The following is a 22,220-nucleotide window of genomic DNA, read 5'->3' on the forward strand; positions in this document are numbered from 1 at the left end:
TTGCTTACGACCTGAACCCCCCTGCCTTCGAAAATTGCTGTTGGAGTTCGGTGTAAGTCTGCGTCACGGGGAATTGAGGAAACTCTTTGGGAAGGTGGGCTGGGGGGCGGAAAAAGAACCCTGCGTGAGCCTCACCCAACATCGCGGTATCGTTGTAGGCGTCACCTGCCGCCATGACCCGGAAATTGAGATTCTTCAGCGCCGCCACCGCGTGTTTCTTTTGGTTGGGCTGCCGCAGCTTATAGTTCACGATGCGGCCGTTCTCGCCGATCTCCAGCTGATTGCAGAAAATCGTCGGATACCCCAGTTGACGCATCAACGGCAGGGCGAATTCGTAGAAGGTGTCGGACAGGATGATGACCTGGGTCCGCTCGCGGAGCCAGGTCATGAACTCGGCGGCCCCCTCCAAGGGGCCCATGGCGTCGATGACAGCCTGAATGTCGGTCAAGGTGAAGCCATGTTGATCGAGGATGGCCAAGCGACGCTTCATGAGCGCGTCATAGTCAGGCATTTCGCGCGTCGTGATCTTGAGCTCTTCAATGCCGGTCTTGATGGCAAAGTTGACCCAAATTTCCGGTACAAGCACACCTTCGAGGTCGAGACAGACAATCAGGGGATTCTGCATGGAGTCTCCTTTAGACGGTTATGCGGGATGCAATGCGTTCGGTTCAGGCCTCGCCTGCTCAGCGGACCTTCTCTTGACTGAGGTACCGCCAGACCTTATCGAGAGCCTTTTCGAATAATTCAGTGCCGGCCCATCGACGGGCTCGTTCGGCTTCATGGCGTTTGGCCCAGTCGATGGCGAGTGGAAGTGGGATCAGTCTGGGGATAGTCCCGGTCAGCTCGGCCCAGAGCAGGCTCAAGGCCGTGCTCATCCGCACCGCGACCGGGACCGAAGCCACCTGCGGGCTGGTCATGTCCTGACAGGCCGTGGCGGGGGACGTGACGGCCAATTCGCGACAGGCGGCCGGGCGATGCTCATAGATGCTGCAGGCTTCGTTCTTCAGAAAGGGGCAGGGCATCCGGAGGGCGTAATAGGATCGGTTCAACGGCTCGATGGCTTCGTCGTTGAGGGGCTCTTGGGAGTCCGCCAACGAGGACAACTGCTTCAACAACCCCGCTTGGGCCAACCGTTGAGCCGCCAAATCGAGCCGTGCTTGGAGACGAGTCCGTTCGGGCAGGTCGAGACGCTCAAATGCTTCTGCCAGCGCAAAGGCTTCCGGTGCGGAGACGGGTACGAGCATGCGACAGCAGGCGGCGCAGCCCTTGCGACAAGAAATAGCCTGCCCTCCCTCCACGAGCCGTTGCTGTTCCAGGCGCTGCGATTCTTCGTCCAGGCCTCGCAGGAGGGGAAGGATCGATGCGACCGGCACAAAACTCGTCGGGACCGCCACCGCGGTCGTGACCTCGCCGCTGGGGGTTTGCAGGGAAATCTCAAAGTGTTCTACGACTGGTTGGTGACTCGCCGGCGTCGACATCGTTGCGGTTCGTGCATAGTGGGGTGGACAGTTCAGAACCTGTGGCTCAGGACGCTATCATAGAGAACCATGGAATCGGCGGTCAACCGAGCGCCTTGCAGGGGGAACCCGTTCTGAGTACTCTGTCTCCATGCAGATCTCAGGGCACCTCATCGGATTGCTGAAAAGTTACATGCAGGATCTGGTCGAGCAGGCAAGACAAGAGTCCCAAGCCCAGCAGGCGTTCGGCTTTTCGCCTCCGCCCTATCAGCCGGACCATGCCATCGCCGACCTGCTGGCGATTCTAGATGACCGCATCGAGTCGGAAGGGGTGCAAGTCGGGTTACCCCTTGAGTTTCTGCATGAGATGTGGGGGCGGTGCAATCAGGCGCGCGGTGAGATCGCCGACCGAGTCTGGCTTGAGACCAATGCCGGCTCCATCGCCCCATCCAAAGCCCTCATTCGCGAACTGACCTACGCCGCCCTCATCGATCGGCTTGAAGAGGGCATCTCGGGCGAGTGACAAGCAGGCGATCGGCCTCCCTGAACGGGAGCGCTGGCCATGCCCCTAATCCCTCCCGACAAGCCGGTAGAAGGCGATGCCCACCACCTCCTCAACCGCGTCAGTTGTTACGGAAAGGGCTTTGGAATTGGGTAGAAGGTCGAACAGGGTGAACTGCTCCCATGTCTGTCCGGGGGTATGGGTGGCCTTGTACCCGCAAGGCGCCGGCGTGACGGACAACCCTTGCTTGGCGAAGAACTCCACCGCGCGAGGCATGTGATAGGCATCGGTGACTAGGAGCACTCGGCTGTTTCCCAGGAGCGCGCGTGTCTGGATGGCGTTTTCATAGGTGGTCCTGGATCGATCTTCCAGAAGAATCGCCGATTCCGGCACGCCGAGTTCGATAGCCCACCATTTCATCTTGTGGGACTCCAGCACACCGGTTCGGCGGACGGTTGCATCGCCGCCTGACAGAAGCATCTTCGGCGCCAGGCCAGCCCGCCAGTAGGTGGCCCCACAGACCGTGCGCAGACGTGATGCATCCATGAGTTCATCGACCGGGCGGAGAGAACCCTTCGGGAGGATGCCTCCTGCCAGCACGACGATGGCATCGAACTTCCTGGAGGGGTCGGCCCGAAAGGGAGGATAGTGCCCTTCCAGCATGGCCATGTAGCTATTCGAAAACAGCGGCGTCGCGGTCAGAAAAATAAGTAGCACCGTGCCGAGGGCACACCATCTGAGCCACGCCGTGCGCCGTGGCGTGACCGGCAGGCAGGCGATGACGAGCGTCGCCATTGCGGCCATGACGATCCACGACAGTGGATAGATTGCGAACTTGGCGAGCTTGTAGACCCCGAACCAGGCAGGGCTAAGATCCATTCTACGCCTCTTTACCCGACGACGGCCGCAGCATACACTGAGCGGCGCAGGACACCAAGCGGTCAGGAGGGACGCGATGGCAGGGAAACGACAGTATTGGCTGATGAAATCGGAGCCGGATGTCTTTTCAATCGATGATCTGGCGCGTGCGCCGCGGCAGACTACGGCTTGGGATGGGGTCCGTAACTATCAAGCGCGTAACTTCATGCGGTCGATGCAGGTGGGAGATCAGGTCTTGTTTTATCACAGCAATGCGGATCCGCCCGCCGTGGCCGGGCTGGCTGAAGTGGTGAAGACTGCGTACCCCGATGCGACGCAGTTCGACAAGCGCGATCCCCACTATGATCCGGCCGTCGATCCGGCGCGGCCTCGATGGTATGTAGTCGATATTCGGTTTCTCCGGAGGTTCGAGGTCCCGCTGGCGCTGGATTTTCTGCGTAAACAAGGGGCGTTGAAGGACATGGAACTGCTCCGACGAGGATCGCGGCTTTCCGTGCAGCCGGTGCGCGAGTCGGAATGGCAGGAAATCCTTCGCTTGGCGCGCGGCCGGGCAGGTCAGTAGGGCCTCACGTGCGGGCCTTTCCATCGTCCAAATAGCGGTGTTGCCAATCCAGCCACGCATGGCCCAACTCATGGGCCAAGATATACCGCCGTCTCGTGACCGGAAGTCGTTTGCGGATATAGATGGTTTTGGTTTCGTTGTCCCAAATCCCGTCGGCGTTCGTGTCTCGCCGGTCCATCTCGGAGTCCGTGAGCTGTCGAACCGTGATGTGGTATCCGAAGGGGAGGACGACTTTATTCGGTATGCGCACGTGATCCTCGTCTGTTGGGCAATGGGCGACCGCTGTCCCCAAGCTTGCGAGTAGCCTACCATATTTCCTCGGTGCGCTTCCGCTGACGAACAGGCACCATATCAAAGACTTAGCTGAGAACAACGGGAGTGTGGAGAGGATTTCCTTTGAAAGAGCGGATAGTGTAAGATGCGCGCATGGTAGACGGACTCTTAGCTCACGAACTGGCTCAGCCCTATCCCGCCGTCGTCAGGGTCGTCGGAGTCAAGATCCGTGACCGCGGCGAAGTGAAGAAATTCGACGCGGGTAATGCATGCCTCCGGGTGGGGGACCGTGTGCTGCTCGACGTGGCCGGGGAACTGAGTTACGGAGTGGTCTATGGAGCCCCTCAGGTTGTGCCGTTCATTCCGCCGATGCGCGTGATGCAACCCATCACCAGAAAGGCGACCTCGGAGGATGATGCCACCATCGAGCGGTACGAGCGGCTCTCGATCGATGGCTGGAAGGCCTGCCGGGAGCAAGCGGCGGCGCTCGGCTTGAGGATGAAGCTGGTTGAAGTGTTTTGCTCGTTCCAACGCAGGCAGATGACGTTTGTGTACACAGCCGACGAGCGGATCGATTTTCGTGAATTGGTCCGACAGCTCGCCCGCCGATTCGGCGGGCGAATCGAAATGCGCCAGGTGGGGGTTCGTGACGAGGCGAGTCGGTTAGGCGGCATCGATACGTGCGGCTTGGTCCTCTGTTGCGCCAGTTTCCTCACCGAGGTCAAGCCCGTGACCGTCAAGCAAGCGCGCCTTTTGGGCCTTCCCGTGGATGACCCCAAGCTCTTGGGTGTGTGTGGACGACTCAAGTGCTGCCTGCTGTTTGAGGCCATGGACAATCGAACGCCGCCTACCAAGACTTCTTCTCCCTTGATCACACCCTCCCGCCTCCGTCAGGCCTCCTCGTAGCGACACCTTCGCAGTTTCTGTCCTCTCCGTTCCGCATCGTTCCTGCACACCTGAAGGAGTATAATGACCGTGAGGTGACGAATGCCTCAGGTATTGGTGCTCGGGGCGGGGAAAATCGGTTCTCTGGTCGCAGGGCTGCTGTCGGTCGAGGGACATTATGAAGTCCATCTTGCCGACCTGACTCTGGATGGCCCCAAGCGCCTGATCGATGAGTTGTCGCTGACGTCCGTGACCCCCTGCGCATTGGACGTGCGTCGAGCCGATTCCGTTGCAGCCTACGTCTCATCCCACCGATTCGATGCAGTGGTTTCCAGCCTGCCCTATTTTTGCAATCCTGCTGTGGCTGAAGTCGCACGCGCCCAGCGGCTTCATTATTTCGATTTGACGGAGGATGTAACCGTCACCGCTCGGGTACGAACGATCAGTGCGGGCTCCGACAGGGCATTTATTCCGCAATGCGGTCTCGCGCCCGGATTTATCAGCATTGTGGCTAACGATCTGATCGGGCATTTTGAATCGGTGGAGAGTGTGAAATTGCGGGTGGGGGCTTTGCCGGTTCACCCGAGCAATGCCCTGAAGTATTCCCTCACCTGGTCGACGGACGGGTTGATCAATGAATACGGGAATGTCTGCGTTGGGATCGAGGGGGGCCAGGAGGTTCGTCTGCAACCTTTGGAAGGGTATGAAACGATCGAATTGGACGGGCTGCTGTACGAAGCATTCAACACGTCGGGCGGGCTGGGCACGTTGGCCGATACGTACCGCGGCAGGGTCCGCACGATGAACTATAAGACCCTGCGCTATCCGGGACATTGCGAAAAAATTCAGTTCCTGATGAACGATCTCAAGCTGAACGACGATCGTGAGACGCTGAAGCGGATTCTGGAGCGGGCGATTCCCCAGACGCTGCAAGATGTGGTGTTGATCTATGCGGCTGTGACGGGCACGCGCCAAGGCGAATTGTTCGAAGAGACCTATGTGAAAAAAGTGTATCCGCAGGCGAGGCTTGGACGATTGTGGTCGGCCATTCAGGTCACCACGGCCTCTTCACTCTGTAGCGTTGTGGACTTGGTTCTGTGCAATCCTTCGGCCTATCGTGGGTTCGTGACGCAGGAATGTTTCCCGTTACGTTCTATCCTGGACAATCGATTTGGGATCTCTTTTCGATCGTAGGGATCAGATGAATATAGGGGCGCTTTTCGATCTTTTGGGATGGCGGCCGGAGCAGCGGGAGACTCCCCTTTCTTCAATGCCATGGGAACCCGTCGAGCCTGCCGGTCTGATTACGTCCCATAATCCCGCCACAGGAGCGCTGCTAGCGCGGGTTCGTTGTTGCACGCAGGCCGACTATGAGCGTTCAATGCGAGACTTGCAGCAGGTACAAGCGGTTTGGAAAATCGTCCCGGCTCCCAGACGCGGGGAGATTGTGCGCCGCATCGGTCAAACTTTGCGGGACAGGAAGGACGCGTTGAGCACCTTGGTATCGCTGGAAGTCGGCAAGATCAAGAGTGAAGGTGAGGGGGAAGTCCAGGAGATGATCGATATGGCGGACTTCGCCGTCGGGTTGTCCCGCATGTTGTATGGACAGACCATGCACTCTGAACGTCCCCGACATCGCATGTACGAGCAGTGGCATCCCCTTGGAGTGGTGGGCGTCATCACGGCGTTTAACTTTCCCGTGGCGGTGTGGGCGTGGAACGCGTTCATCGCAGCCGTCGCCGGCAATGCAGTGCTGTGGAAACCCTCGCCCAAAGCACCCCTCTGTGCCTTGGCCGTGCAGCGGCTGTGTCACCACGTCTTGCAGGAGGCGGGATATCCGGGGCTGTTCTCCCTGATGGTGACGAATGAAGTTGAAATGGCCGAGCGAATGGTGAGGGATGATCGGCTGCCGTTGATCTCCTTCACGGGGTCCGTGCCGGTTGGGCGTCGGGTTGCGGAGACAGTGGGGCGGCGCCTCGGCCGATCTTTGCTGGAGTTGAGCGGCAACAACGCAGTCATCGTGGACGAAACGGCTGATCTTGATCTGGCTACCAGGGCGATCCTCTTTGGCGCGGTAGGTACGGCGGGGCAGCGTTGCACCAGCACGCGGCGATTGATCGTCCATGAATCGCAATACGAGCAATTGATCGCGCGACTGGTCGCAGCCTATCGAGAGGTGAGGGTCGGCGACCCGTTGGAGCCGGGTGTCTTGATGGGGCCGCTCATCGATCGGGAAGCCGTGGAGCGATACCGGGAGGCGCTGGCGACGGTGATCCGGGAAGGAGGCGAAGTGCTATACGGCGGCCGGGTATTGACGCACCCCGGGCACTTTGTGGAACCGACGATCGTTCGGGCCGAGAACCACTGGGCGGTCGTTCAGGAGGAGACCTTTGCGCCGATTCTCTACGTGATGACGTACCGATCGTTTGATGACGCGATCTGGATGCAGAACGGGGTCCCGCAGGGCCTGTCCTCGTCTTTATTTACCCGCGATCTGAGAAGGAGCGAGGTGTTTCTGTCCGCCGCCGGCAGCGACTGTGGCATTGCTAATATCAACCTCGGCACGTCTGGGGCGGAGATCGGGGGGGCGTTTGGCGGCGAAAAAACGACAGGTGGGGGCCGCGAGGCCGGGTCCGATGCCTGGAAGGCCTATATGCGGCGGCAGACCAACACCATCAATTGGGGAACGGAATTGCCGCTGGCACAGGGCATCACGTTCGGGCGAACCGAAGGAGGGTATGATGGGGCAAGAGGCTGAACTAGAGGCCGTGCTGACTCGTATGACCGCCGACTTTCTCTCCCGAAACTACGCAGGCCGACTGGTGCAGGAATCTCTGGATGCGGTCGGAGTTGGCTTCGTGCCGGTGATCGATCATGTCACGATTCGCACGATGGATATCGATCTGCGCGCCCAGGAATTCGTATCTCTCGGCTACGCCTACGATGAGACTCTGCAGTATGACGACTGGTATGCCAAGGTGTATCGGCGGGCCGGATTCCCTGCCCTCTTCGTCGATCAGGCCTATCCGGATGAGCGTGGGAAGACCAGTATTATTCCCCGTTGGGTGCAGAAGTTCGGCGACCAGCTGTTCCACCACGTGGCGATTCGGGTGGAAGACATCGAGCAGGCGGTCGATCGCTTGAAAGCGCAGGGGATCGTCTTTGCCGGCGAAATCGTCGGGGCTCGAGGTGGGACCTTACGGCAGATCTTTACGGCGCCAGAAATGGTGGAAGGTCATCCGTTCTCCGTGCTGGAATTGGCCGAGCGTCATCAGGGCTATCAGGGGTTCCTTCCACCGCAAGCCGACAGCCTCATGCGATCGACTGTGCACGGCCATTGACCCGCTGGCGGTGGTCTGTCCACGCACGAGAGTCTCGACCTCGACCGTCATCCTGAGTAGAATGCCGCAGGTGCCAATTCTGCGACAATTGGCTGATCCAGGGATTGCAAGAGGAGGTGACAATTATGGTGCGACCCCGCTGCGCTCCGCGTACGGTCATGATGGGGGTGGTGTTGTGTATCGTCGGAGCTGGAACTGCTGTGGGCCAGGCCTCACCCTCCGCCCATGCTCCGCATCGGACGGTGACCCTCGACGGCATTACCGTCCCGGATATTGGGCCTCTCCCGTCGTCGGTTCCCATGCCTGGGACCAATTTAGGCTATGCTGCCAAGGTCGAATTGGGCAAGCAGCTCTATTTTGACGGACGCTTATCCAAGAACAATGCGATTTCCTGCGCGTTCTGCCACAACCCCGGAACAGGATTTGCCGATGCGCGCCAGACGTCGATCGGTGTGGGAGGCGGGATCGGCGGACGTCAGTCGCCGACGGTCTTCAATACGGCGTTCAATCCCTTTCAGTTTTGGGATGGCCGTGCGCGGTCGCTCGAAGAGCAGGCGATTGGGCCCATTCACAACCCGATTGAAATGGCGGAGACCCATGAACATGTCGTGGCCAAGCTGGGCAAGATTAAAGGATACCAGCAGCAGTTTCGTGTCGTGTTCGGCACCGATGTGAATTTGCAGGGCATCGCCGAGGCCCTTGCGGCCTATGAGCGCACGGTATTGTCGACCAATTCCGCGTTCGACAAGTATGTAGGTGGAGATCACCGCGCCATGAGCGACGCGGCGGTGCGGGGGATGGCGCTCTTCAAGGGCAAGGCTCGCTGCATTCTCTGTCATAACGGGCCAAACTTTACCGACAATCAGTTCCACAACCTCGGTGTCCCGCAGGTCGGGCCGTTGAAAGAAGATCTAGGCCGTTTCCTCGTAACCAAGGCAGAAAAGGATAAGGGCGCATTCAAGACGCCGACTCTGCGCAGCATTGCCGAAACTGCTCCGTACATGCACGATGGTGTGTACAAGACGTTGGAGGAGGTGGTGGAGTTTTTGGACCAAGGTGGCGAGGCCAACCCCAATTTGAGCCCGATGATAAGACCATTGGGGCTGACCGCGGAGGAAAAGGCCGACTTAATTGCATTTCTGCAGGCATTGACAGGAGAGCCCCTCAAAGTAGTCATGCCCAAATTGCCCCAGTGAGGCTTGCGCAGGTGCGGTGGTCGACCATTGGGGCTCGAGAAAAAACTTAGAGGAGAGGAAGTTTTGCGAATCGTTTCTCTGAAACGGGACTCTAAGCTAGAGGTGCGTGAGGAGCAGTCGGTTGCAGAGACCGGCTTCGGTAACCAACCAAACCATAGAGGAGGCCACCTGTGATGAAAAAAGGACTACTGGCTGTTTTGGCGGCAGCCACAATCGGATGCGCGGGAGTTGCTCCCCAAAAGGCCGTGAGCGGAGAACCGCAGTCTCCGGTTCAAGGTTTTGATATCCATGTGCAGGCCCCCCATCTCATGCCCAACGGGGAGCCGGGGGGCCCCTTCCATCACTACTGTAAGGGCATCTCAGACCAAATTCTGCAGTGTCTATTGTTCGATTCGCCGGATCCCAAAGCTAAATTGGTAGCGATCGAGTATTTCGTCTCGAAAGACCTCACCAGGAAATTGCCTCCGATTCAATGGCACCGGCACTTCCATGACCACAAGGTTGAAATTGCGACCGGTCGGGTGCAGGTGCTGGACCTTCCGCCGGACCAGGCAGCAAAGGTGGCGGAAGTGGCGGCGGGGACCGACGGCGTCATTTACCACCTCTGGCAGGCTGGGCAAGAGTTCCCCGATGGAACAGTCTCGTTCCCGCAGTCCCTGGGGCATAAATTCCCCGGGCACTCTGAGAAGTAAAGCCGTCTTGGGCCGGGCCTCATCCTGCTGGGATGGGGCCTGGCCTCAACCGACGTGGCAAGAAGAGACATGGCCGGGTGCGGGGAACGCTATGGTGCCAGAACGATGGAAGAGGCTGGTTTTCTGTTTTTTCATTCTTGGCGTTGGGGCGTGTCCAGCATTGGCAGCCGATCAAGCGGTCTTGAGGCCTCGCGTCCCGGCCGACAAAATCGACGAAGCGAAAGCCTGGGCGAATCCCGTCCCAGCGACAGCTGACAACATCGAAAAGGGGAAAGCGCTCTTTCAAGGAAAGGCGTTTTGTGCGACCTGCCATGGCAGGGACGGGAAGGGGCTGGCCGACATCGAAGGGCTGCGCGGGAAATTGCCGAGAAATTTTACCGACAAAGTATGGCAAACTGCGAGAAGCGATGGAGAACTATTCTGGATCCTGAAGAATGGAAGTCCAGGAACCGATATGGCCTCCTTCGTTCCGCTCGTGCTGACGGAAGAAGAGGCGTGGCAGGTGCTCTTGTATGTGCGCTCGTTCGGCCGTTGATGCGATCTGTATAGGTCGTGCCTCCGGAGTACTCCCCTGCGGCCCTCCTAGAATACTCAGTTCCAGTGTCACCTTCCCTGGAGCGACTTGAGAAATGTCGCCAGGCGAGACTGCTCCTGCTGGGGGAACCGCAGAAATTCTACGCCCATGCGATCGCCGTCAACCCAACGCACCGCCGCCAGCTCGACAATCAGGGAGCGATGGTGGTCAGGCAACAAGATTCTGAGGGGCATATAACTGCCCTGCAGGACCGCGCGGTCACACTCGAGTAGGCAACCGGCTTGCGAGAGGTTCCGCACGGTCCCTTCCGCAATGAAGAGTGTTCCGCTGAATAGAGCTGGGCATGTGATATTCAGCCGGTGATGCAGCCGGTCAAACGACAGTGTCGCTGTCGCATGGTCTGGCTTCTGATGTGCTGGAGCGGGTGGTGCGGCTTTGGGATGCATGGTGGGAGGATAGTGGTCGGACGGTTGAAACGGTATCCTGCATTGGAGGGGCGGCGTGCTGTGGTGACAGCGCTCGCTCGTTCGGCAATCACTCCTGCCACCACACCAACCGAATTAACCAAACTCCTGCCACATAGGTGCCAATGAGGACAATCATCACCAGCATGGTAGTACCCTCCCTTTTGACTTGGTGATCATGCGGCTGCTTAGCCCTATACCGGGAGAGGCAAGCAGCTAACATGCCAGCCATAAAATGGCTGATTTCGGTCAAAAAAGATGTGCCTAAGGGGATTGGGATTGGCCTGAGCGACTGCGAGGGCATAATGACTGTGTCTACTGTATCTGATGTGATACGGGTTGAATCGTTACGGATAAACGAAAAAATTGCGTCAAGGTCGGTTCAGGTGTGGGAGGCCGGTCTCGGCAGGGAGACGTGTGACGGCTTGGCACGTGCTTCAGCGGAAGGTAATTCGTGCCAAAGCAGCCGCAATCATCAAAAGGGACAGGATGAGGCTTACTGCTACAGATAAATTCTGTGGCAGTATGCGCTGGCCATGCTTCTTCGGAGTCATATCAGTCCCCATGACGTCCTCCGGTCATGATGCGTGAGACGGTAGGGGATGATTTTGCAGTCGCTGGTCCATCGCTAAGGCCAGTGCTGTGATCGCGTAATTGCATTGATGGCAGGACAGGAATCCGCCGGTCGGGACTAAGCTCTGTTGGTTACAGCGTGGACAATCGTAGATCTTCATCGAGGCTCTCCCTCTAGTGACAGGTGTGCGGATGGATTGCGGGGAATGGATCGATCTGCCGCTCATGCTGCGATTGCTTGTACTGAGCGAAGAGATGAGCGACGGCTTCCGCGAACGCGGTAAATTCAGCCGGCTCAAAATGGAATGTGACCGAATCGTAGCTGAAGTGTAATTTGCCGCAGCTGCACAAGGCGAGGGCTGTCCTGCTCCGTCTAGGGCTTAACGTACGCATGAAGTAAGAGCTCCTTTTGATCGCGGGACTTGGGGGAGGCGAGCCGGATGAACGGTTTGCGGTTGAGCGGCCGAGAGGACGATCTTCAATTCCTCAATTTCTCGCGCATTCAGGTCGTGGGTCAGGTGAAATCTGAGCGTGCCTGCTGGATCGACGAGTACGCTGCGGCAGCGCCCATCGGAGGGGTGTCGAGACAGATTGAGGGATCGATGGATGCGCATGAGGGGGTCAGCCAACATCGGGAGGCGCAGGGTGGGATAGAGTCGAATCCACTCAGCATGTAAGGTCGTGACCTCAGGGCAGAGCACGACGAGCCGCGCGCCGTCCCGTTCAAAGTCCTCCTGGTGACGGGCGAGAAAGGTGGCCTCGTGGAGGCCGAACGAGGGAATGGCGCAGAGAGCGAGCCACTGCCCTCGGAAACTGGACAAATCGCACAGCGTGAGGGTACCTCTCTTGAGCGCAGGCACGCGGAACGCGGGAATCTTCTGGCCGATTTCGATCATACGTTGGACCTCCTTGGTCGTGATATGGCGGGCATGCTCTGACTTGAAGTACGGTGAGGCAGCATTGTTGCTCACATGCAATAACTCTGGCATGGCGCGGGCCCTCCCTGTCGACGGTGGACGGAAAGCCACTGGAGGGGAGTGTGGACGGGGCTCTCCCCGATGCCTCCCTCCAGCGGGTCCGTTTGCGCTGCCCGGTGCACTGATGGGCATGATCAGTGCTGTCATGCTTGAGCGAGGGACGGGAACAATTGGTTCAGATCCGACTCGCACAGAGCATTACGGGCAGGACATTAGTGATATCAATTCTCAATATCAATATAGCGTCGGCCCGGATTTTGGAGAATGTTTACTTTCCGGATTCAGAAATAATTCTGAAGGCGTCGACGGCAAAGCTCGCTGGAAGTGGCGTTGCGATGGTCAGGGGGTGAGGGCAGAATTGACCCTTGGCGATGAGGGAAATGCTGCTTGCTGCGAAGATACCGTGGAAACTGAAACAATGACTGCTTTAAATCAGCCTGGGGTAGGAATGACTGAAAACATTCAGCGAGAGTTTGGTGGGCCGTGTAGGGGTCGAACCTACGGCCCGCTGATTAAGAGTCAGCTGCTCTACCAACTGAGCTAACGGCCCCACCGGTATGTGTGTTGTCGAATGCGAGTGCCTGACGGAGTGAATGGCGCGCCTGACAGGATTTGAACCTGTGGCCCTCAGCTCCGGAGGCTGATGCTCTATCCACTGAGCTACAGGCGCTCCAGCCGAACAGACCCGTCACATTAACACAGCATTTCTGTCGATGTCTAGGGAGTGGTGTCGAGGCTCACCAAGAAACCGTAAGGAAGCAGAATCTCTTCGCCGCTTGTCCGCTGGGTCTGGGTGAGGATCGACAAGCATACCGACTCTTCTGTCGAGAGTAGTCGTTCCTCCTGCCGTAGAGCTGCGGAAAGTCGCAGGATAGGCACCGCTGTTTGGACCGTACAAGCGCCTGCCACCGTGCCGCCGGCTTCAGTCGGAATACCCATCGTTCGGCAGGTGAAGGGGCGGAATCGATATATGCAACAACTGCCGTCCGTCGAAAGGGCCGGGCAGGGGAGATCGGAAAATCGTTCGACCATGATATCAATCGCCTCGTCGCGCCACTTATCCAATGAAGGGGTGCTGCGGAGTGCGGGGTATGCCGTTTCGAGCAGCTCAACCTGGCGGCGTGCCGTGGCGACGATCCTGAGGCGTTTGGGTTCTGGGAGAGTCTGAAGTCCGTGCTGGAGTTCGAGCGCATCCAGGCACGTGATGGGGAACGGACCGATACAGCAGTGGGAGCATCCGCGCGAGCAGGGGAGCGTTTCGAGAAGAGCGGCGTGAGCGCGCTGGAACCACTGTTCCGCTTGCTGGAAGAGAGGTAAGGGGGCTGGAGAGGCCGGCGGCGCCCCCATCGCCGTTACTCCTGAGGCACGGACAGGTCGACGATCAGCTCGCCCTTCGGGGAGAAAAACCCCTGTCCGTCGATCTGGACGATACCGTTGCAATGTTCTTGGAAAAACTCCAGGATCCAACCGTTGAAGTCGTAACCGTCCTCATTTACGTCTGCCTCGATCATGCGGGTGGTGAGAATGAATCGGGCACGGCGCACGTGTTCTTGGGCCAAAGTGGCTTCGATGTCGTCGTACGAAGACAGCGTCTCGAGAAACTGCGTTTGCTCCTGCTCGAATACGTCTTTGTACGAACCCCGGTCACGGACGCAGAACACGTGAATCGGCTTCCGTTCCCGGGCATAACTCAACGTGATCTGTACCCAGGCCCATTCATCCAGCAAGGCGTCGTCCATGTCGGCTGGAAGGATGGGGAGTTGTCCCCGAGATTTCAAAAAATCGATGAGGAGCCGAAGCGGAGGGGCATTCTCGTTCTTGCAGAAGACTCTGGAATAAACGACCGCTTCCGTTGCGGCCCCTTCCGCCGGTTGAGCGGTCGAAGGAAGGATGGGCAGTTCTTTGGCCATGAGCGCGCCTCTTGATTCTGAGCGAGTTTCGAAAAGATCTAGGACGGCTTACTGTACCCTCTGCCGCTTCCGAGGCGCAAGGCCGTTGGTTGATGGAGAGGCTGAGCTACAGTCCAGATGCCGCGATTCTCACGGACGGCTCTTGACAGCCCCCAGGGCTTTGGATACACTCTCGCCCTGTTTTCGGCCTGTTCACGCTTGACCGACGCAGAATTCCGGCTCCACCTCTGCACAAACGAGTCCATAGACCGAACACATCAGTTCACCTTCATTCGCTGTTCAAAGGGAGGAACGCATGGCCAAGTCGATGACGAAATCGCAGATTGCTGACCACCTCGCAGGAAAGGCGGGGATCACCAAAAAGACAGCCGTACAGCTGTTGGATGACCTTGCCTCGCTTGCCTATCGCGAGGCCAAGAATGCCTTCGTCGTGCCCGGCATCGGGAAGCTGGTGTTGGCCAACCGCAAGGCGCGCATGGGTCGGAATCCTCAGACGGGCGAGCCGATCAAGATTCCGGCAAAGCGAGTGGTGAAATTCCGCGTTGCCAAGATGGCCAAGGACGCGATCCTCGGGAAGAAATAAGCAGCCTGCGTTCTCATCACTCTGTTGCACAGCGAGGCCGACGCTCCCTCGAAGGGGCGCCGGCCTTCGTGTTTTGTGAGGTCGTTCGAAGGATTAGAACGAAGGGGACAGGCCGCTGCCCCCTGCGCCGTCATGTCCGACGAAGCGCAAGGCATCGCCGTCTTGCACAAGCGAATCTTCACTGGCGATACGTTTATTGATGGTGACGAGGACCTTCTTTTCCCGCAAGAGTTGCAGTACGTGGCGAAGACTGCGCCCCTGCCGTTGGATGATCTGCCGGACGGTGAGAGGGGCCGGAAGGTCGCAGGCCAGGTCGCGTTCTCCGTCTGTCGTTTGAAGTTGTCCCATCAGTGTGATCGTAATCATGTGGCGTGTGCCCTTTCAGTACCTTGTCGTGCAGCTTGGAAGTGGCCTCGCAACCTGGGCGATTGACTCCGGGAGGGGGCGACCTGAATAATAAGTCCATGCAATCACTCGATCTTCAGCACCCTGGAATGCCGGACTTGCAGTTCGTTCTCATGGTGTCGGCCCTGTGTACGTCTGAATTGTCGACCTTAAATGTTCCGGCTGAGGTGCGACGCAAGGTCTTCGATCGCTGTTGGGCCTTGGTGAGCACGGAACCACCGCCGACCGATCCCCCCAAACGTGTTCTCGACCTGAGGTTCGGGACGGAGCTTACGTTGGAGGCCCTCGTTGCGGCCATTCGTGAAACGTTCGCCGCGGTCGGGATCTCCGTGCTCACGTGGGATCATCCGCCGAGCAATCCGACTCAGAGCAGCAGTCCCGCTGCCCAACCCTTAATCGACCGACTACAGAAGCTCTATCCGGAGCCGCCGCCTGAACAAGCGGGCCCCGACTAGCCCTCGTTCCACAGGACTTTCCCGCAAAATCCGGCCCAACCACATTCATCATCCGCTTCAACGACCAGTTATGCTCCTCATAGGCGCTCAGTATGGCCGAGTCCTTTTGTGACATGCAAGGTCGCGAACCGGCATATCCCGCTATGTTACACCTCCAATGGGCGACGCTTTGCCGTTGGCCTGGAACCGGGTATGATGGGCGCGCACAAGCTCATCCCAACCCACGGAGGTGTCATGCAGATTACGTCCACGCCCCTGCCGGGCCTGGTCCAAATCGAACCGGATGTGTTTCGAGATCCTCGCGGACGATTTGTGGAACTTTACAGACAACCACGGTATGAGGCTGCAGGGATTGATCGACCATTCGTCCAGGATAATTTTTCCTGGTCTGTTCGCGGGACTCTGAGGGGCCTGCACTATCAACTCGGCCGTCCGCAGGGAAAGTTGGTGACTGTCATTAAGGGCACGGTTTTCGACGTCGCGGTGGACATCAGGCAAGGGTCGCCGACGTTCGGGCAATGGTACGGAGTCGAACTTTCCGATACCAACATGCGGCAGTTGTATGTGCCGCCTGGCTTCGCCCATGGGTTTTGTGTGCTCAGCGACGAGGCCGGCTTCCTGTATAAATGCACGGATCTCTACTCTCCTCAGGATGAGCGAGGGATCGTGTGGAATGATCCCGCTTTGAGCATCGCCTGGCCGGTCACGGCTCCATTATTGTCCGCTAAGGACCAGGCGTATAAGTCTCTCACCGATATGACCACAGAGCTGCCTCGATACATTCGTCCGTAGAAACTGGGTGTGAAAGAAGCTCAGCCGACATCGCGGTGAGACAGGAGTGGTCATGAGGGCTCTTGCTGTGCGTCGAGGCGTCGTGCTATTTAGGAATGATTCCTAAATTAGGCTGCGATGAAATTAACCGAGCGGGAAATCAAAGAGCGGTTTCGTGAGCATGCCATTCGATGCACTCGCCAGCGGGCGGCCATTTATGCTGCGTTGGCCGAGACCACCAGCCACCCGACTGCCGATGATTTGTATCGAACCGTGAGACGGGTCTGTCCCAGGATTTCTCGTAACACGGTCTATTACACGCTTGGGGCGCTAAGTCATGCGGGATTGGTCCATGAAGTCAATATCGGGCATGATGGGGCGCGGTTCGACGCCAACCTCACGCTACACCATCACCTCATCTGCCGTGGCTGTCATCGGATTCTCGATGTGATGGACGAGGCGTTGGACCAGTTGCACGTCCCCCGTGAGCAGGCCAAGGGGTTCCGTATTTTCAGCCATCGTGTCGAGTTTCAAGGGTATTGCGTCGGGTGCCAGTGATGCGGACTTTCTGACGCCGGGCCTCATCAATTCACCGTCAACATCTGCAAGGAGGAGCGCATGGGAAACAGTTTGAAGGGGACGAAGAGTCATGAAAATTTGAAACATGCATTTGCGGGAGAGTCGCAAGCCAACCGGCGATATCTCTACTTCGCCAGGCGCGCCGATATTGAGGGGTATCCCGATGTCGGGGGGCTGTTCCGGGACACGTCGGAAGCAGAGACCGGCCATGCCTTCGGTCACCTGGATTTTCTGAAGGAAGTCGGGGACCCGGCAACGGGCGTGCCTATCGGCAATACAGAGGCCAATCTGAAGTCGGCCATCGAGGGTGAAACCTACGAATACACCCAAATGTATCCCGGGATGGCCAAAACGGCACGCGAAGAAGGTTTCGCGGAACTCGCCGAGTGGTTCGAAACTCTGGCTAAGGCAGAGCGCTCGCACGCAAATCGTTTTGCCAAGGGCCTCGAGAGCTTGAAACAGTAATTTCCGAATCACGATCGAACAGGCGGAGACGAGGGCGGGTCGGAGGCAGGTCCGGCCCGTTACCCGTTCCGCTGCCCCACGCGACGAGAAGGACCCCGCCCGTGAAGCCATTGAATCTCCTGCAGCCTATCGAGCCGTCGGCACTTGAGAGGGAAACCCTTCGGATCTATGACGTCTGCGACGGCTGCCGCCGCTGCTTCAATCTCTGTCCTTCGTTCAATACGTTACTGGATCGAATCGATGTGTACGAGAGTGATGTGGCCAAGCTGACTCCGGCGGACCATCGCCGTGTGGTAGACGAATGCTACTATTGCAAACTCTGCTTCAATCACTGTCCCTACACGCCGCCGCATCAATACGGTATCGATTTTCCATTATTGATGGTGGTCTGGAAGAAACGGCTCGCGACCGAGCGGGGAACCAGGTGGCGCGACCGGCTGCTGACGAAGACGGACCTGCTGGGACGAATCAATGCCTTGGTTGCGCCGCTCGTCAACTGGAGCTTGAAGCAGCGGTGGTTCCGGACCTTGCTCGAAACGGTGATGGGGGTGCATCGGGATCGGCAGGTCCTGCCGTACCGGCGTGAGACCTTCAGCGGCTGGTGGGCTAAACGGTCGGCGCCTGAACAACCGTCGTCTTCGCGAAAGGTGGCGTTGTTTGCCGGCTGTCTGGTGAACTACCAAGCCACCGATGTCGGAAAGGCCACGGTGCAGGTGTTGGAGAAAAACGACGTGGAGATCACGCTGCCCGATCAGTCTTGCTGCGGCATGCCGTCGTTCGATATCGGGGATACGGCGGCGATGATGGACGCGGCCAGGCGCAATGTCGCATCGCTGAGCGCATGGATCGATCGCGGATATGACGTGGTCATTCCGGTTCCGAGTTGTAGCCTGATGGTCAAGCGCGAGTATCCGAACCTGATCGAGGGGGATAACGCCAAACGAGTATCCGAGCGTACCTATGATGTCTGCGAATATCTCATGAGACTGAAGCGTGAGGGAGCCTTGGCGGAAGATTTCACACGCAAGCCTGGCCGAGTCACGTATCAGGTGCCGTGCCATCTGCGGGATCAAAACATCGGCTTCAAGTCGAAGGAACTCATGGAGGCTGCCGGGGCGCAGGTCGAGGTGATCGAGAAGTGTTCCGGTCACGACGGCTCCTGGTCGGCCAAGACGGAGTTTTTTCCGCTCTCGATGAAGATCGCCGCGAAGGCGGTAAGGCTGGTGGAGCAGACGCCTGCGGATGTGGTCGCGTCCGATTGTCCGCTGGCCGGGTTGCAACTCGACCAGGCCGGGGCCGCCGCTCACGTCGGGGGGAGGGCGGTGCGGCATCCCATCCAGATCGTTCGGGATGCGTATGGTCTTCCGGCCGATCCCCCTGCGGCAGGATGAGATCCATCAGCACGATGATGACGAGGACCACGATACATCCATGAAACCCCTCACGCGAGAAGATGTGCTGTCCCAGGATGAGTACGACCGGCAGCGGGATGCCTTCCGGCAACGGATCATTGCGCTGAAGCGTCGGCGTAGGATCGCGCTGGGGGACAAGATCACGTTGGTTTTTGAGAATCGCGAGACCTTGCGCTTCCAAATTCAAGAAATGGTTCGTGTCGAACGGATCCTGGACTCCCAGAAGGTTCAGGACGAGCTGGATGTGTATAACGCGCTGATTCCGGCGCCAGGGGAATTGAGCGCGACGCTCCTCATCGAGCTCACCGATGCAGAGACGATGAAGGAGTGGCTCGATCGATTCATGGGTTTGGACCGCGGCCAACGTCTCGGGCTTCGGGCGGGGGGCGAAGTGGTCTATGCAGCGTTCGAAGGCGGGCACAGCCATGAAACCAAGATCAGTGCAGTGCATTTCGTTCGCTTCCGTCCGACCGCATCCATGGTCCGCGCGATCGGCGATCAGGCCGCCCGTGTGGCCTTGACGGTGTATCATGCCGGCTACGAGGCGGAGGCCGAAGTGCCGTGGGCGATGCGGCAAGAGTGGCTTGAGGATTTGGGCGCCGCCGGGTAAGGTACACACACATGGCCGTCGTCCTTCTCACCAAACGTATCGAATTCGCCGCGTCCCACCGGTATCATCGGCCTGAATGGAGCGACGCGAAAAACCGTGCGACCTTCGGCGCCTGCAATAACGAGCCTGGCCATGGGCACAATTACATGCTGGAAGTGACGGTGGCGGGCGATGTGGACCAGCGGACCGGCATGGTGGTCAATCTCTTCGATTTGAAACAAGTGTTGCTGCAGGTCTTGGAAGAATTCGACCACAAGCATCTCAACCTCGACTTGCCGTATTTTGCGCGGCAAATTCCAACCTCGGAGAATCTTGCGCGTGTGCTCTGGGACAAGCTCGATGCCCAGCGGGATATCGGCACGCTCCGGCGGATTTGTCTGTACGAAGACGAGGATCTCTGTGCGGATCTGACGGCGGAGGCTGGCCTTGAGGTGGGCTCGGTGACGAGGCGCTACTCATTCACGGCCGTGCACGAGGGCCAGCGCGGCCACACATGGGATCTGTTCGTGACCGTTCATGGACGGATCGATGCGGACACCGGGATGGTCACCGACATCGTGGCCTTGGATCGATTGGTCCAGGAGCGCGTGGTGACGGCCTTTGAGGGAAAGGATCTGCGCAGCGTCCTCGCGACGTCTCCCGTGACGGGTGAATACATGGCCAAGACGATCTGGGATCGCCTCGCTTCTCGGATACCAGCCGGAACGCTTCAGGGCGTCAAACTCGTTCAGACGCGAGATCTCTTCTACGAATACACCGGCTGAGCCGGCAGCCCTTCCTCTCGCTTCCAAGCGTCTGCCACCATTCCGCATCAGGCCGGCCACCCGACGGGGCCGGCCGTCGTTACGATCGAAACAGTAGGATCACGCCAAGGGACACCGAGAGCAGGACAGTTGCTGCAAGCACGCTCCACGCCATTGAGAGCGAGCGCTGTGTAGCGGCCAGCGTGAGGTGGAGCTGGTGGATGCGGTCGACTTGCGCGCGCATGGTTTCCTGATGGGCGTCGAGCTGCTCTTGCAATGCTGCGATGGCGGGATCCGGAGGGGCAGGGTTTGCCGGAGTCGGCGTGCGGCGTCGCTCGAAGGTCTTGATGAGGTCCGGAGCCTTGTCGATCACGACAGGGAGCAACTTCCTCGCGATCTGTAGCGCTGCTGTCCATGGAATGGTCATATTCCCCCGTTGGGTGTGTCTGGATATTAGACAGGAGTGGACGAGCGGCTGCAAGGGCGGGTAGCCGCGGCGATGTCGGATAGGAATTTGAACATTGGATTCGATGATACCCTGCAGAAATTTCTCGCGTACGGCAGTTCTTGCCCGGCGCCCGCCATGCGACTGCCGCATCGAAACATCGTAAGCCCATAGTTTCAGGTGCTTAGAACGCAGCTGATTTTGGCGTGAAAGTTGAAATTAGAAGGTCGGTCATCCAACGCGTAGGAGGTGCCGGCCCGATGATGTCAATCTGGGAATTATTCAGTCAGGACGTAGCCCTCTTCGGGAGTCTCCATAGTCCCCTGTTAAGCTGGTTGGGCTCCTGCGGATTGGTGATATTTTTTTTGTGGCATGTGGGACGTCTGACCAGTGCCGTCTCGTCGGTGCAAAGTTGCTACACGCGTGTGTGGCCGATCTTGAACGCCCTTGCCGCTGCGCGCAAGGGCCTTCAGTCGCAGTGGTTGACGATTCCGGCCTTGAGCGACAGCAAACGTCCCGCCCAACAGCCTGGCTCACAGGCCGACCGGATCGATTTAGACGATCTTCAGGCTCTCGACAAGGCCCTGCGTCGAGAACCTCGACTGGAGCAGGCATGGTTGCGGTTTCGCAAGACGTTTGTCATCGAACGCACCGCCTGGTTTATCGAGCCCAGAGTCTTCGCCACGAGGTCCGCAGCCGAGTTTTTCCCTCGTGACCTTCTCCAGAGCCGTCTGAATCTGGCGTTCTACCATCAGTTTCCGTCCTTGATTACCGGATTAGGGCTGCTCCTGACTTTTCTCGCCATCCTCATTGGATTGAGCAAGCTTCATGCGGACGGATCGCATATTGTGGGGATTCAGGGTCTGATCAACAGCCTCGCCGGTAAATTCCTCACGTCGATCGTCGGCCTCATCTGTGCCAACCTCTTCGTCCTCGTCGAGAAATCGGTGTTGCACCGTTTGGCTACCACTCAGCAGCAATTTGCCACCGTGCTCGACGAACTGTTCCCGCGCAAGACGATGGAACAGATGCTGGAGAATTTCACGCCCGGCCACGGCAGTGGGGTTGGTCCGACCTCAAACCCTGTCTTGGTGCCGGGCTCTCCGGATCTCGGCGACCGGTTGGCTGGAGCCCTCAGTGATCGCCTGAGCCCGACGGTCACGGCGCTTCGAGAAGCCGTGGAGGTTCTGAGTCGGCGAGAAGGAGGCGTGCGCTCGGTTGTTCCGGACCGTTTGGCGGAGGAACTGTCTCGGGCGATGCAAGAGACTATGGCGGGGCCGATTCAGGAATTGAATCAGGCGATTCAGACGCTGGCTCGCTCCGTCGAAGACCTCAAGCGAGAGCGCCGTGCGACGGATGTCGTAGAGGCCGCTGGCCCGACGCCTGAAGAGGCTGCAGTGAAAGCCGGCTTCGACGAGGAGGAGCCCGCCCCGGAGGCCGGCATGGTGGGGCTTCGCTGGTTCGCCAATTGGCGTCAAGGTACGGAAATGAAAGGTGTCATCTGAG

At 58.6% G+C, this 22,220-nt stretch carries 29 protein-coding genes and 2 tRNA genes; 19 read left to right on the forward strand and 12 right to left on the reverse strand.

Annotated features, from left to right (window positions below; translation table 11 throughout):
- Positions 1-4 precede the first annotated feature (4 nt).
- Both thrH and HRU82_12630 read right to left on the reverse strand, forming a co-directional pair.
- Positions 5-625 (reverse strand): bifunctional phosphoserine phosphatase/homoserine phosphotransferase ThrH, encoded by a 621-nt coding sequence (thrH, locus tag HRU82_12625; GenBank protein QOJ35732.1) that lies wholly within the window; start codon positions 623-625, stop codon positions 5-7.
- A gap of 58 nt (positions 626-683) precedes the next feature.
- The gene (locus tag HRU82_12630; protein QOJ35733.1) at positions 684-1,478 is read right to left on the reverse strand and encodes a YkgJ family cysteine cluster protein; all 795 of its coding nucleotides are present in this window, start codon (positions 1,476-1,478) and stop codon (positions 684-686) included.
- A 130-nt stretch (positions 1,479-1,608) separates the two neighbouring features.
- Between HRU82_12630 and HRU82_12635 the strand changes: the two genes are divergently transcribed.
- Positions 1,609-1,980 (forward strand): hypothetical protein, encoded by a 372-nt coding sequence (locus HRU82_12635; GenBank protein QOJ35734.1) that lies wholly within the window; start codon positions 1,609-1,611, stop codon positions 1,978-1,980.
- 45 nt (positions 1,981-2,025) lie between these two features.
- Here HRU82_12635 and HRU82_12640 read toward each other — a convergent pair whose 3' ends face one another.
- Positions 2,026-2,838: a YdcF family protein gene (locus HRU82_12640; protein ID QOJ35735.1), complete on the reverse strand. Its 813-nt coding sequence runs from the start codon at positions 2,836-2,838 to the stop codon at positions 2,026-2,028.
- Positions 2,839-2,914: 76 nt separating this feature from the next.
- Between HRU82_12640 and HRU82_12645 the strand changes: the two genes are divergently transcribed.
- A complete protein-coding gene (locus HRU82_12645) occupies positions 2,915-3,400 on the forward strand; it encodes an EVE domain-containing protein (GenBank protein QOJ35736.1) in 486 nt (161 codons plus the stop codon).
- A 4-nt stretch (positions 3,401-3,404) separates the two neighbouring features.
- On the opposite strand, the gene HRU82_12650 is transcribed toward HRU82_12645, so the two are convergent.
- Positions 3,405-3,650 (reverse strand): ImmA/IrrE family metallo-endopeptidase, encoded by a 246-nt coding sequence (locus HRU82_12650; GenBank protein QOJ35737.1) that lies wholly within the window; start codon positions 3,648-3,650, stop codon positions 3,405-3,407.
- 176 nt (positions 3,651-3,826) lie between these two features.
- On the opposite strand from HRU82_12650, the gene HRU82_12655 reads away from it, so the two are divergent.
- From HRU82_12655 to HRU82_12685, 7 genes are all read left to right on the forward strand, one after another.
- Positions 3,827-4,579 (forward strand): hypothetical protein, encoded by a 753-nt coding sequence (locus tag HRU82_12655; protein QOJ35738.1) that lies wholly within the window; start codon positions 3,827-3,829, stop codon positions 4,577-4,579.
- 81 nt (positions 4,580-4,660) lie between these two features.
- Positions 4,661-5,752: a saccharopine dehydrogenase NADP-binding domain-containing protein gene (locus HRU82_12660; protein QOJ35739.1), complete on the forward strand. Its 1,092-nt coding sequence runs from the start codon at positions 4,661-4,663 to the stop codon at positions 5,750-5,752.
- Positions 5,753-5,759: 7 nt separating this feature from the next.
- Entirely contained in the window at positions 5,760-7,316 is a 1,557-nt protein-coding gene (locus HRU82_12665) for an aldehyde dehydrogenase family protein (protein ID QOJ35740.1), read from the forward strand.
- Between the two features lie 10 nt (positions 7,317-7,326).
- Positions 7,327-7,899 carry a VOC family protein gene (locus HRU82_12670; protein QOJ37203.1) on the forward strand — a complete coding sequence of 191 codons (573 nt, stop codon included), beginning with the start codon at positions 7,327-7,329 and terminating at the stop codon, positions 7,897-7,899.
- 125 nt (positions 7,900-8,024) lie between these two features.
- Positions 8,025-9,095 carry a c-type cytochrome gene (locus HRU82_12675; GenBank protein QOJ35741.1) on the forward strand — a complete coding sequence of 357 codons (1,071 nt, stop codon included), beginning with the start codon at positions 8,025-8,027 and terminating at the stop codon, positions 9,093-9,095.
- Positions 9,096-9,268: 173 nt separating this feature from the next.
- Positions 9,269-9,787 carry a DUF1264 domain-containing protein gene (locus HRU82_12680; GenBank protein QOJ35742.1) on the forward strand — a complete coding sequence of 173 codons (519 nt, stop codon included), beginning with the start codon at positions 9,269-9,271 and terminating at the stop codon, positions 9,785-9,787.
- Between the two features lie 91 nt (positions 9,788-9,878).
- Positions 9,879-10,322 (forward strand): cytochrome c, encoded by a 444-nt coding sequence (locus HRU82_12685; protein ID QOJ35743.1) that lies wholly within the window; start codon positions 9,879-9,881, stop codon positions 10,320-10,322.
- 68 nt (positions 10,323-10,390) lie between these two features.
- On the opposite strand, the gene HRU82_12690 is transcribed toward HRU82_12685, so the two are convergent.
- The gene (locus tag HRU82_12690; protein QOJ35744.1) at positions 10,391-10,768 is read right to left on the reverse strand and encodes a PilZ domain-containing protein; all 378 of its coding nucleotides are present in this window, start codon (positions 10,766-10,768) and stop codon (positions 10,391-10,393) included.
- A gap of 783 nt (positions 10,769-11,551) precedes the next feature.
- On the opposite strand from HRU82_12690, the gene HRU82_12695 reads away from it, so the two are divergent.
- Positions 11,552-11,692, forward strand: coding sequence for a hypothetical protein (locus HRU82_12695; GenBank protein ID QOJ35745.1), 141 nt, complete (start codon positions 11,552-11,554; stop codon positions 11,690-11,692).
- A 47-nt stretch (positions 11,693-11,739) separates the two neighbouring features.
- Here HRU82_12695 and HRU82_12700 read toward each other — a convergent pair whose 3' ends face one another.
- The 5 genes from HRU82_12700 to HRU82_12720 form a co-directional block, all read right to left on the reverse strand.
- The gene (locus HRU82_12700) at positions 11,740-12,348 is read right to left on the reverse strand and encodes a redoxin domain-containing protein (protein QOJ35746.1); all 609 of its coding nucleotides are present in this window, start codon (positions 12,346-12,348) and stop codon (positions 11,740-11,742) included.
- A gap of 462 nt (positions 12,349-12,810) precedes the next feature.
- Positions 12,811-12,886, reverse strand: a tRNA-Lys gene (locus HRU82_12705).
- Between the two features lie 44 nt (positions 12,887-12,930).
- Positions 12,931-13,006: transfer RNA gene (locus HRU82_12710), tRNA-Arg, on the reverse strand.
- A gap of 47 nt (positions 13,007-13,053) precedes the next feature.
- Entirely contained in the window at positions 13,054-13,683 is a 630-nt protein-coding gene (locus tag HRU82_12715) for a YkgJ family cysteine cluster protein (GenBank protein QOJ35747.1), read from the reverse strand.
- A 5-nt stretch (positions 13,684-13,688) separates the two neighbouring features.
- Positions 13,689-14,246 (reverse strand): hypothetical protein, encoded by a 558-nt coding sequence (locus HRU82_12720; GenBank protein ID QOJ35748.1) that lies wholly within the window; start codon positions 14,244-14,246, stop codon positions 13,689-13,691.
- Positions 14,247-14,541: 295 nt separating this feature from the next.
- Here HRU82_12720 and HRU82_12725 point away from each other — a divergent pair, with 295 nt between their 5' ends.
- On the forward strand, positions 14,542-14,829 hold the full coding sequence (locus HRU82_12725; protein QOJ35749.1) for an HU family DNA-binding protein: 288 nt from the start codon (positions 14,542-14,544) through the stop codon (positions 14,827-14,829).
- Between the two features lie 93 nt (positions 14,830-14,922).
- Here the strand turns inward: HRU82_12725 and HRU82_12730 are convergent, their stop codons facing one another.
- Positions 14,923-15,177 (reverse strand): MoaD/ThiS family protein, encoded by a 255-nt coding sequence (locus HRU82_12730; protein QOJ35750.1) that lies wholly within the window; start codon positions 15,175-15,177, stop codon positions 14,923-14,925.
- A gap of 116 nt (positions 15,178-15,293) precedes the next feature.
- On the opposite strand from HRU82_12730, the gene HRU82_12735 reads away from it, so the two are divergent.
- The 7 genes from HRU82_12735 to HRU82_12765 all read left to right on the forward strand — a co-directional run bounded on the left by HRU82_12735 (position 15,294) and on the right by HRU82_12765 (position 20,290).
- A complete protein-coding gene (locus HRU82_12735) occupies positions 15,294-15,689 on the forward strand; it encodes a hypothetical protein (GenBank protein QOJ35751.1) in 396 nt (131 codons plus the stop codon).
- A gap of 234 nt (positions 15,690-15,923) precedes the next feature.
- On the forward strand, positions 15,924-16,481 hold the full coding sequence (rfbC, locus tag HRU82_12740) for a dTDP-4-dehydrorhamnose 3,5-epimerase (GenBank protein ID QOJ35752.1): 558 nt from the start codon (positions 15,924-15,926) through the stop codon (positions 16,479-16,481).
- Positions 16,482-16,598: 117 nt separating this feature from the next.
- Positions 16,599-17,018 (forward strand): transcriptional repressor, encoded by a 420-nt coding sequence (locus tag HRU82_12745; GenBank protein QOJ35753.1) that lies wholly within the window; start codon positions 16,599-16,601, stop codon positions 17,016-17,018.
- A gap of 60 nt (positions 17,019-17,078) precedes the next feature.
- Positions 17,079-17,504 carry a rubrerythrin gene (locus tag HRU82_12750; GenBank protein QOJ35754.1) on the forward strand — a complete coding sequence of 142 codons (426 nt, stop codon included), beginning with the start codon at positions 17,079-17,081 and terminating at the stop codon, positions 17,502-17,504.
- Positions 17,505-17,605: 101 nt separating this feature from the next.
- Complete coding sequence (locus HRU82_12755) at positions 17,606-18,895, forward strand: Fe-S oxidoreductase (protein QOJ35755.1); 1,290 nt, start codon at positions 17,606-17,608, stop codon at positions 18,893-18,895.
- Positions 18,855-19,526, forward strand: a complete 672-nt coding sequence (locus tag HRU82_12760; GenBank protein QOJ35756.1) for a DUF3501 family protein — start codon at positions 18,855-18,857, stop codon at positions 19,524-19,526. Before HRU82_12755 ends, HRU82_12760 begins: the two co-directional genes overlap by 41 nt.
- Before the next feature lie 11 nt (positions 19,527-19,537).
- Positions 19,538-20,290 carry a 6-carboxytetrahydropterin synthase gene (locus HRU82_12765; protein ID QOJ35757.1) on the forward strand — a complete coding sequence of 251 codons (753 nt, stop codon included), beginning with the start codon at positions 19,538-19,540 and terminating at the stop codon, positions 20,288-20,290.
- A 79-nt stretch (positions 20,291-20,369) separates the two neighbouring features.
- Here the strand turns inward: HRU82_12765 and HRU82_12770 are convergent, their stop codons facing one another.
- Positions 20,370-20,696, reverse strand: a complete 327-nt coding sequence (locus HRU82_12770; GenBank protein ID QOJ35758.1) for a hypothetical protein — start codon at positions 20,694-20,696, stop codon at positions 20,370-20,372.
- Positions 20,697-20,974: 278 nt separating this feature from the next.
- Between HRU82_12770 and HRU82_12775 the strand changes: the two genes are divergently transcribed.
- On the forward strand, positions 20,975-22,219 hold the full coding sequence (locus HRU82_12775) for a hypothetical protein (protein QOJ35759.1): 1,245 nt from the start codon (positions 20,975-20,977) through the stop codon (positions 22,217-22,219).
- The last annotated feature ends 1 nt before the right edge of the window (position 22,220 follow it).

Origin of the sequence: Nitrospira sp. (assembly GCA_015709715.1) — a bacterium.
In the GTDB taxonomy this organism is placed as follows: domain Bacteria; phylum Nitrospirota; class Nitrospiria; order Nitrospirales; family Nitrospiraceae; genus Nitrospira_A.